General features: G+C 32.6%; 11 protein-coding genes. 3 read left to right on the forward strand and 8 right to left on the reverse strand.

The genetic code is table 11. The features are described from left to right. Positions 1–889 (reverse strand): UDP-3-O-acyl-N-acetylglucosamine deacetylase (locus EZH24_RS03715; protein ID WP_137997784.1); only part of this gene is annotated, 889 nt, incomplete at its 3' end. 111 nt (positions 890–1,000) lie between these two features. Between EZH24_RS03715 and EZH24_RS03720 the strand changes: the two genes are divergently transcribed. Both EZH24_RS03720 and EZH24_RS03725 read left to right on the forward strand, forming a co-directional pair. Next, complete coding sequence (locus tag EZH24_RS03720) at positions 1,001–2,590, forward strand: arginine--tRNA ligase (RefSeq protein WP_137997785.1); 1,590 nt, start codon at positions 1,001–1,003, stop codon at positions 2,588–2,590. Between the two features lie 30 nt (positions 2,591–2,620). Continuing rightward, complete coding sequence (locus EZH24_RS03725) at positions 2,621–3,472, forward strand: DMT family transporter (protein WP_137997786.1); 852 nt, start codon at positions 2,621–2,623, stop codon at positions 3,470–3,472. 274 nt (positions 3,473–3,746) lie between these two features. Here EZH24_RS03725 and EZH24_RS03730 read toward each other — a convergent pair whose 3' ends face one another. After that, on the reverse strand, positions 3,747–4,388 hold the full coding sequence (locus tag EZH24_RS03730) for a hypothetical protein (protein WP_161976099.1): 642 nt from the start codon (positions 4,386–4,388) through the stop codon (positions 3,747–3,749). Beyond that, positions 4,348–4,599, reverse strand: a complete 252-nt coding sequence (locus EZH24_RS03735) for a hypothetical protein (protein WP_137997788.1) — start codon at positions 4,597–4,599, stop codon at positions 4,348–4,350. The genes EZH24_RS03730 and EZH24_RS03735 overlap by 41 nt, the downstream gene beginning before the upstream one ends. A 262-nt stretch (positions 4,600–4,861) precedes the next feature. Here EZH24_RS03735 and EZH24_RS13990 point away from each other — a divergent pair, with 262 nt between their 5' ends. Further along, on the forward strand, positions 4,862–5,011 hold the full coding sequence (locus tag EZH24_RS13990) for a hypothetical protein (RefSeq protein ID WP_161976100.1): 150 nt from the start codon (positions 4,862–4,864) through the stop codon (positions 5,009–5,011). A 131-nt stretch (positions 5,012–5,142) separates the two neighbouring features. Here EZH24_RS13990 and EZH24_RS03740 read toward each other — a convergent pair whose 3' ends face one another. From EZH24_RS03740 to EZH24_RS03760, 5 genes are all read right to left on the reverse strand, one after another. Then, positions 5,143–6,276: a protein-glutamate methylesterase/protein-glutamine glutaminase gene (locus tag EZH24_RS03740; protein ID WP_137997789.1), complete on the reverse strand. Its 1,134-nt coding sequence runs from the start codon at positions 6,274–6,276 to the stop codon at positions 5,143–5,145. A 41-nt stretch (positions 6,277–6,317) separates the two neighbouring features. Next, a complete protein-coding gene (locus tag EZH24_RS03745; protein WP_137997790.1) occupies positions 6,318–6,911 on the reverse strand; it encodes a chemotaxis protein CheD in 594 nt (197 codons plus the stop codon). Positions 6,912–6,951: 40 nt separating this feature from the next. After that, positions 6,952–7,806, reverse strand: coding sequence for a CheR family methyltransferase (locus EZH24_RS03750; protein WP_137997791.1), 855 nt, complete (start codon positions 7,804–7,806; stop codon positions 6,952–6,954). 9 nt (positions 7,807–7,815) lie between these two features. Further along, positions 7,816–8,352, reverse strand: coding sequence for a chemotaxis protein CheW (locus EZH24_RS03755; protein ID WP_137997792.1), 537 nt, complete (start codon positions 8,350–8,352; stop codon positions 7,816–7,818). Positions 8,353–8,378: 26 nt separating this feature from the next. Beyond that, positions 8,379–9,170 (reverse strand): chemotaxis protein CheA (locus tag EZH24_RS03760; protein WP_170310833.1); only part of this gene is annotated, 792 nt, incomplete at its 5' end.

The raw sequence follows: 9,170 nt of genomic DNA on the forward strand, positions 1-9,170 counted from the left end.
CATTATCGTCAACTTTTCCGTAAACCAATTCTCTGTCTATAACTATCGGCTCGATATAATCTTCTTGCTCGATATAGCCCGCTTCTTTAAGCGCATCGCAAAATACTAAAGCCGAACCGTCAACATTCGGAACTTCGCCATCGCATTTTACTATTAAATTGGTTATTCCCATCATATGCAAAGCGGCTAAAAAATGCTCGGTAGTTTTTATATGTCTATTTCCGCTAATTAAAGCCGTAGAATTAACCGCTCCAGATTTATCTTTTGACAAAATATTTTCATGCGAAAGTTTTATATGAGTATTGCTGTTAATATCGACAAAAACTATTCCCGTATTGACTTCGGCGGGAACTAATGTAAGCGCCGTTTTTCGTCCTTCCATCAATGCAAATCCGCTCACAACCACGCTTTTTGCGATTGTTCTTTGGGGAATTTTATATTTTAATTTCGATTTATTATGATTATTATTGGAATGATTTATTTCAGTTTCGTTATTATTTTCTTTTTTATTCAAAACCTCGTCGCAGCTTGAAAGCAATTTTGATATGCTTATCGGTTTTTCCAAGAAATCGTAAGCGCCCATTTTTGTCGCTCTAACCGCCGTTTCCACTCCAGCATGTCCGCTCATCATGATTACAGTTGTATTAGGGTATTTTTCTTTTATATTTGAAAGTATATCCAAACCGTCAACATTGGGAAGCCAAACATCCAAAAATACCAAATCGATTTTTTTCGATTCAAAAATTTTCATAGCTTCTTCATAATTTTTTGCCGTTTCGACATCGTAATCTTCATCTTCCAAAACGGCTTTACAAGAACTTAAAATATCCTCTTCATCGTCTATGATTAGGACGCTATTTTTTGTTTTAACATTTTTTACTTTTTCCATATTTATATAATAATACATTAACGATATAAAATCAACTATTATTACAATATACTTGCCAAACTTCTAAACTCTGTTATACTATAATTTTATAATCACGGAGAAAATTAAAAAATGATAAAAAAAATTATATCGAATATAATTAAAGAAGCGCTTGATAATTATTTGAAAAACTTAAATATAGATAACGATATAAATATTGGAAATATAGAAATCGGCTATTCTGTTGACGATAAATTCGGAGATTATGCTTGTCCTGTAGGAATGCGTCTTGCTAAAATATTAAAAAAAAATCCTATGGAAATTGCAGAAGGAATTATAAAAAATATAGAAAATAATAAATATTTCGATAAAATCGAAGTCGCAAAACCTGGCTTTATAAATCTCACTCTCTCAAAAGAATATGTAAATCAATCCATAAACGATTTATTAAAAAACGAAAATTACGGAAAAAATATTTTAGAAGAAAAACATAAAATTTTAGTGGAATATATTAGCGCAAACCCGACTGGACCACTTCATATAGGGCATGGAAGATGGGCGGCGATTGGAAGCGCTTTGTCGAATCTTCTTAAATATGCGGGGCATGAAATTTATCAGGAATTCTATGTTAATGACGCTGGCGAGCAAATAGAAAAATTAAATCAGAGCGTTCGAGCGGTTAAAGAAGGCAAAGAAATTCCCGAAGACGGTTATCATGGAGATTATATAAAAGATATAGCTAAAGAAAACGGAATCCCTAAAGATATAATTTTGGAAAGCCAGAAAAAACTTTTGAAAAGATTCGGCGTTGAAATGGACAACTACGCGCTGGAATCGAAAATCAGAGAAAACGGAGAACTTGAAAAAACGATTGATTTTTTGGATAAGGAAGGACTTTTATTCGAAGAAGATAACGCCGTTTGGTTTAGAAGCGTAAAATACGGAGACGATAAAGACAGAGTTATTAAAAAAAGCAACGGATTATACACATATTTTGCTCCAGATATTGCCTACCATAAAAATAAAATCGACAGAGGCTATAAGTATTTGATAGACATTTTGGGCGCGGACCATCATGGATATGTTCCGAGAATTACGGCGGCGGTTAGAGCGGTTTCGGGCGACACGGCGAGTTTGAAAGTTATATTGGGGCAGATGGTTAGATTATTCAGAGGAAAAGAAATCGTTAGGATGAGCAAGAGAACGGGAGATATGATAAGTTTGGAAGAGGTTATTGACGAGATTGGAGTCGATTCAACGAGATATTTTTTGCTTATGCGTTCGTATTCGAGTTCTTTAGATTTCGATTTGGAGCTTGCAAAAAAGAAAGACAACGATAATCCCGTTTATTATATTCAATACGCTTACGCGAGAATTTGCAATATATTTTTTAAACTTAAAGAAAAAAATTTGAGTTATGACGAAAATAAACCTTTCGATATAAATAATATTTCAAACGAAAGTTCTTTGAAACTTGCGAAAATTATTTTAAGACTCCCAGACGAAATTTACGAATCTTCAAAATCTTTGGAAGTTTACACTTTTCTAAATTATACTTACGAAGTGGCGTCCGCGTTGCATAAATTTTATTACGACAATATAGTCTTGGACGAAAGCGAAGAGATTCGGCAGGAAAGATTAACTTTGGTAAAAGCAGTTCAAAAAGTTTTGGGAATTTGTTTCGATATTATAGGAATTTCAAAAATAGAAAGAATGTGGTAGTTATAATATTTAATTTTTAAGGCTATATAAATGGATGATAAAAATAATATAAAATTAGCAGTTCTTTCTATGATACTTTCAGCTTTGTCTTTTAGTATAATGCAAATTGTAGTAAAAATTTCAAGCGCAAATATTCCGTTAATGGAACAGGTTTTTGCAAGAAATTTTATAACTTTATTAATAAGTCTTACGGCTATGATAAAAAATAAAGAGAGAATATTTCCGTATAAAAATAATATTATCGCCATAATATCGAGAGCTATTTTCGGATATTTGGGAGTAGTTACTTTTTTCTATGCCACTAATAATATGCTTTTGGCTGACGCTTCCGTTCTTCAAAGGACTTCTCCGTTTTGGGCTACTTTATTTGCGTTTATAATTTCAAAAGAAAAAATATTAAAAATACAATGGTTTGCCTTGATTATAGCGATAATAGGCTCTATATTTATTATTAAACCTCAAATGAATTCAAATTTGACTACATCTTTAATAGCTTTATCTGCGGCAATATTTGCTGGAATAGCGCAAGCCACTATAGGTTTTCTAAAGGGTAAAGAAAGTAATTCGTTAATAATATTCTATTTTTCGTTAATATCATGTTTTCTTTCTTTAATTTATTTTAAAAGTTTTGTCGCGCCTAATTTATACGATTTAATAGCTCTTATACTTATAGGAATTTTCGCTGGATTGGGACAATTCTTTTTAACCGTATCTTGTAAGAAAGCTCCCGTTTCAACCGTAAGCATATTTAATTACAGCGGAGTTATATTTTCTTACATATTTAGTATTTTCATTTTAAATGAAGTATTGGACGCTTATTCTATATTCGGAACTATATTAACCGTATCGGCAGCCATGATGGTTTACTTTTGCAGAAAATAAATTTAAGAAAAAATATATAAAAAATCCGCCTCATCGTATAAGACATAAATGCGCCTGACTTTTTCGTCAGGTGGGCTACCCAGAAACATGACCTTGATTTCTCAAAACCGCAAGCGGCGAGCCTATCATTGATATTTCGCTCCGTATCCCTAATGCATTAATTTATACTGGCGCAAAAATGTCGTCTATTCACGCATGAGGCAGAACGGTTAAACTATAAATTTATTTTTATTATTTGTCAATACTTTAATAATTTTTATACTTAAATCCATTATCAATTTAGAGAATTAAATATATCCTTGCAACTTGATTTTGTATATTTCTCAAGAGATTTATTATTAGTTCCTAACTTGTTGTAATATATAAGCTTGGCTTTAACTTTTTGCCCTTGATATTCAAAATTTTTATTTTCAAAAATATTCTTAAAGCCTTGAAGTTTATTTTCCGCATTACCAACTCCTATTTCTAAACCTTTTGGGTCTATAAATAAAATAATAAATTCTTCTTTTTTCTTAATCCAAAAAATAAAAAAGGAATAAAAAATATTATCCGCATTTTCAATCAAACGACAAAAATGCCACTCATAATTTTTTAATTCGTTATTTGCTTTCGATAGATACGATTGCAAATCTTTTAGAAATTCTTTTTCGCTTTTATGTCTTATGGCATATACAATATTTCCTTTATTGTTTTCGTCAATAATCGTCAAATCAAGAGCGCTTGAAAATTTTTCAAAATGTGAAATTTCATCCGTTAGATTTTTAAATTCTTTTAAGTTTTTGCCGTGACTATGAAAAAAATTATCAATAGTTTTTATCGCGTTTTTAGGCTGCAAATTTTCAATATTGCCGACAATTTCTATATATTGTTTATTTTTAATCTTTTGAAAGCAAAACATCTTCGTCAAAACTTTCAATATATTCGTTTATATTTTCAAAGTCTATCTCCGATATTTTATATATTTTATTTAAATTTTCTCCGTCTTTATATTTAGGCACAAGCAAAGGCTCAAAATCTTTATTTACCTTAAAACCTTTAATAGCTTTAATCGTTTTAAAACTTTCAATTCCTTTCAAAATTTCTTTTATAGCCTCCGAATCGGTTGCCATTATAAATAAAGTTTCCAATCCATCGCAGAATTCTTTTAAATGTTTTAATAAATTATTTTATTTTAATCATGAGTCTTTTTGATTTAGTAGTAAAAGGCGTTAAAACAGCTAAAGAGATAGGGGGAAAGTATTACAAAGAATACCAAAAGTGCAAAGAAGAGTATAAGGATTACGAGTATACCGAACTTTTAAAGGTATATCGTTCTTCTATTGGCGTTAAAAAATAGCTTTGTAACAACTTCTCAAAGAAAGAGGATTAATATTATAAGGAGGTATATTTATGGCTACAAATAATAGAAAACAATCGTTAGTTAATCAAGTGAATAGGCTTAAAGTTCAAATATCTCAAAAAGAAGAGAAAGAAGCAGAAAAAATTAAAGATAATATTATTTTTAAAATGGCGAGCAAAGATCATCCATTTGACCATTAAGAAAAGATTAAGAATATTAATTATATAAAAAGCTACCGAGTTAATTAACCCCCATAGCTTTTATTATTTTCTACTTGATTTGTTAATGAACAAACTTAAAAAACTAAAATATTTTTAAGCTTTATAATAATCTACGCTTTCTTAAGAGCCGCGGCAAGTATTTTATCCAAAGGCAAAACTTCGTCTACTCCGCCTCTGGCTATCGCTTCTTTAGGCATACCGAATACCGTGCAGGTTTCTTCGTTTTGAGCTATATTATAAGCGCCAGCGTCATGCATCTCTTTCATTCCGTTTGCGCCATCGTCTCCCATACCCGTAAGGATTATTCCTATCGCCTTATTTTTTGCGTAAACGGCGCCGCTTCTAAATAAAACGTCAACGGAAGGTCTATGTCTCGTCACTGGCTCTCCATCTCTCACTTCGACATAATATTTTCCGTTCTTTACTTTAATCATCGTATGTTTTGCGCCTCGTGACAAAATCGCCTGCCCTCTTCCAACGCTCATTCCGTCTTCCGATTCTCTAACTTCTATTTTTAGAACATTATTCAATCTTTTTGCAAAAGAAGTGGTAAAATGTTCGGGCATATGTTGAGTTATAACTATCGGAGGAGCGGACGGAGTGACATTTTTCAAGCATTCCACCAACGCTTCTGTGCCTCCCGTAGAAGAGCCTATCAAAATAATTTTATCCAAAGGAACTTCTCTCGAAGGAGTTAGAGGAAGCATAATGTCCGCGCTATTTTTTTGATATATTTTAAATCCTGAAGTTTTTGGCGCTTCCAAATTAATAGAAGAAGGTTGAATAACCGCTCCTCCGCTTTCGGCGGGCATTGTAATGCCATGTTTTTTATAGAATTTAGCCCTGTTTGCGTATGCGTTTTTTATCTTTTCTACCAAATCAGTCGCCAACTCTTCCACTCCGTCTCTCACATTTGCGGAAGGTTTTATAACATAATCGAAAGCACCGATATTTAAAGCGTCAAGAGCGAATTCTCTATGTTTTTCGAGCAAAGAGCTAAACATAATAACGGGAATCGGATTATTTAGCATAAGTTTTTTTAGATAAGTTATTCCGTCCATTTCGGGCATTTCAATATCCAAAGTTAAAATATCTGGTTTTAGAGTTTTTATTTTACTTTCGGCGAGTATAGGATTAGCCGCCGTTCCAACCATTTCCAAAGCGGGGTCGGAAGATACTATTTTTGTAAGCAGTTGCCTAATCAAGGCGCTGTCGTCCACTGACATTACTTTAATTTTAGACATATATCAATCCTTGTAATTCTTTTAATCTTATTATAATTTTATTAAAACAATGTAATATCCGATTTCTCTTCAATTTTGTTTTGCAAACTTTTCGAGTATTTTACTTCTTGTTCTACGGAGAATTCTTTCGTTTGAGTTTCCATTTTCTTCATAAGAACTCTATTTTCCGTATTGAAAAAAAACACTTTTCTGGGCCACGAACCGCCTATATCTTCGCTTATAATCGGTATTTTTTCTTCGGCTAAAAAACTCTTTGCAAATCTGATGTTTTTATCTGGTATTTGAAGCAAATTGCTCGTCATTCCCGTAAGAACATGTCCGCCTCCGAATATTTTTGCCGTAATATTTTCTTTTTTGCCGCCCAATTTTATTATTTCGTTAATCAAAACTTCCATAGCGAAAATTCCGTATCTCGTATGATTATAATCTTCTTCGGGTTTTTCCCATTCTTTCATTTCTGGAAGCATAAAATGGTTCATACCGCCAAATTTCAATTTATTTTCAAAAAGGCAAACCGCAATACAACTTCCCAAAACCGTTTTAATAACGGCGGGTTCTTTGGAAGCGTAATAACCTCCTATATATATCGTAATGCGCTTAAAATTATTATCGGCGGCGGATGGAAAATCTACCATAAATACTAAATCCCTTATCTAATTATCTAAACTTTTTTATCTAAATCTTTTTATAAATATTGCTTGCCACATATTTGAATTTATCCGATATTCCGAATAAAGTTTCCGAATGCCCTATAAACACCAAGCTGTCTTCTTTCATATATTTATAAAATTTTAAAAATAATTCCTTTTGAAATTCTTTATCAAAATATATTATAACATTTCTGCAAAAAATCAAATCAAACATAGTATGAATATTAAAATCTGCTTCTTTAAAATTAAGCTGCCTAAAAAATAAATCTTTTTGCAATACGCTTTTTACTCTATAAAATCCTTCGTTTTCTCCCGTGCCTTTAAGAAAATATTTCCTCAAAATACTGTTGGCTATAGGCTCTACGGATTCCTCTTTATAAACTCCCCGCATCGCATGAGAGAGAACATTTGTGTCAATGTCGCTCGCCAAAATTTTAATGTCATATTTGTCGTATCTTTCGCCAAAATATTCATGCAAAGTCATCGCTATAGTATAAGGTTCTTCTCCAGTGGAACATGCCGCCGACCATATTCTCAAGTTATGGACTTTTCCTTCTTTGTAAGATTTTTCCCATGCGGGCAAAAAACTACTTTTCATATATTCGAAATGTTTATTTTCTCTAAAAAAATCGGTTTTATTTGTGGTAACGGCGTTTATGAAATTCGTTATTTCCTCGTCATCGGAAGCGTTTTTTAAAGAATCTATATATTCCTTAAAAGAATCCATATTCAAAGCTCTTAATCTTTTGCTTATTCTCGCATTAACCAAAGCTCTTTTATGGTCGGTCATTTGAATGCGGGTTTTATCGTATATAATTTTAACCAACTCGGAAAATTCGGAGTCGGTTAAAGAAGGCATACGAGAGTTTAAATCTTCCATAATTAAAACCTATTGTATCGTTTTATTAATCTCTTCGTTCGATTTTACTATATCGTCTATCGGCAAAACCATAACTATTTTATTTTCAAGTCTTATAACATTCGATATTTGAAGTCCCCTCATATTGTCAATCGGAGTTTCGGTTATCTGGCTTTCAAATACCGTTATAACATCGCTTACCATATCCGCCAATATTCCGAATCTTCTATTCTCGTTCGATATTACTATAATAACATCGTCTTCTATCGAACGGTCGTCTCTTCTTTGAAGCCCGAATCTTATTCTTATATCGACAACATGCAAAATATTCCCTCTTAAATTAATAAGCCCTCTCATATATTTAGGACTTCCTGGAACGGGAGTAATATTCGTAACGCTTACTATACTTTCTATACTTAAAACATCGAGAGCGTATTCTTCGTTGTCTATTTTGAATACCAAAAACTGCTGACTCGGTTCAGTCGTAATATTATCTTTGTTTTCCAAACTTCCAACTTGAGGTATATTAGCCGAATTAATTTTTTGATTGTAATTATTGTCTATCATAATTTAATCCTTAATACATTATTAATTTACACATTGTTAATTTTTCCCTGTAAGGAAATATTAACCAATCCCTGTATATCTATAATAAGCGCTATTCTTCCGTCTCCGAGTATAGTGCCTCCAGAAATTCCAGAATGCTTGCTGAAAGCCGAATCCAGAGATTTAATAACCACTTGCTGTTGGTCTAACAACTCGTCCACAAATATAGCGCATCTTCTATATCCCGCTTCCACAACGACTACTATTCCGTTATCTATATCGTCAACTTGAGTGTCTATATCGAAAACTTTATGAAGTCTTATGAGAGGCAGATATTCGTCTCTGATTTTTATCATCTCTCCTTTGCCTTCAAAAGGTTTTATCTGCTCGTTTTTTACTTTCATTTGTTCTATAATAGATATTAAAGGCATTATATATATCTGTTCGCCCAACGCGAAAGTAATTCCTTCTATGATAGCCAAAGTCAAAGGCAATTTTATTATAAATGTGCTTCCCTTTCCTTCTTCCGATTTTATTTCTATTTTTCCTTTCATTTTTTCGACATTCGCTCTAACGACATCCATACCTACGCCTCTGCCCGATATGTCCGTTATTTTTTCCGCCGTGGAAAGTCCCGGGCTGAATATAGTTCTGTATATTTCAGCGTCCGTATATTTTCCGTCTTTTGAAAGCAAACCTTTTTCAATAGCTTTATTATAAATTTTTTCTTTATTTAATCCGTTGCCATCGTCCGAAACTTCGATTACGACATGCCCTTCTTGGTGAGCCGCCGACATCGTTATAGTTCCGAATTCTGGTTTTCCTCTTTCAATTCTCTC

Origin of the sequence: Brachyspira catarrhinii (assembly GCF_005518285.1) — a bacterium.
Taxonomy (GTDB): domain Bacteria; phylum Spirochaetota; class Brachyspiria; order Brachyspirales; family Brachyspiraceae; genus Brachyspira; species Brachyspira catarrhinii.

Bases quoted from the DNA above. Each gene is read 5' to 3' on its own strand.
- EZH24_RS03755 (WP_137997792.1), bottom strand. From the start codon at position 8,352: ATGATAGACAATAATTACAATCAAAAAATTAATTCGGCTAATATACCT.
- EZH24_RS03750 (WP_137997791.1), bottom strand. From the start codon at position 7,806: ATGGAAGATTTAAACTCTCGTATGCCTTCTTTAACCGACTCCGAATTT.
- EZH24_RS13990 (WP_161976100.1), top strand. From the start codon at position 4,862: ATGGCTACAAATAATAGAAAACAATCGTTAGTTAATCAAGTGAATAGG.
- EZH24_RS03745 (WP_137997790.1), bottom strand. From the start codon at position 6,911: ATGGTAGATTTTCCATCCGCCGCCGATAATAATTTTAAGCGCATTACG.
- EZH24_RS03725 (WP_137997786.1), top strand. From the start codon at position 2,621: ATGGATGATAAAAATAATATAAAATTAGCAGTTCTTTCTATGATACTT.
- EZH24_RS03740 (WP_137997789.1), bottom strand. From the start codon at position 6,276: ATGTCTAAAATTAAAGTAATGTCAGTGGACGACAGCGCCTTGATTAGG.
- EZH24_RS03720 (WP_137997785.1), top strand. From the start codon at position 1,001: ATGATAAAAAAAATTATATCGAATATAATTAAAGAAGCGCTTGATAAT.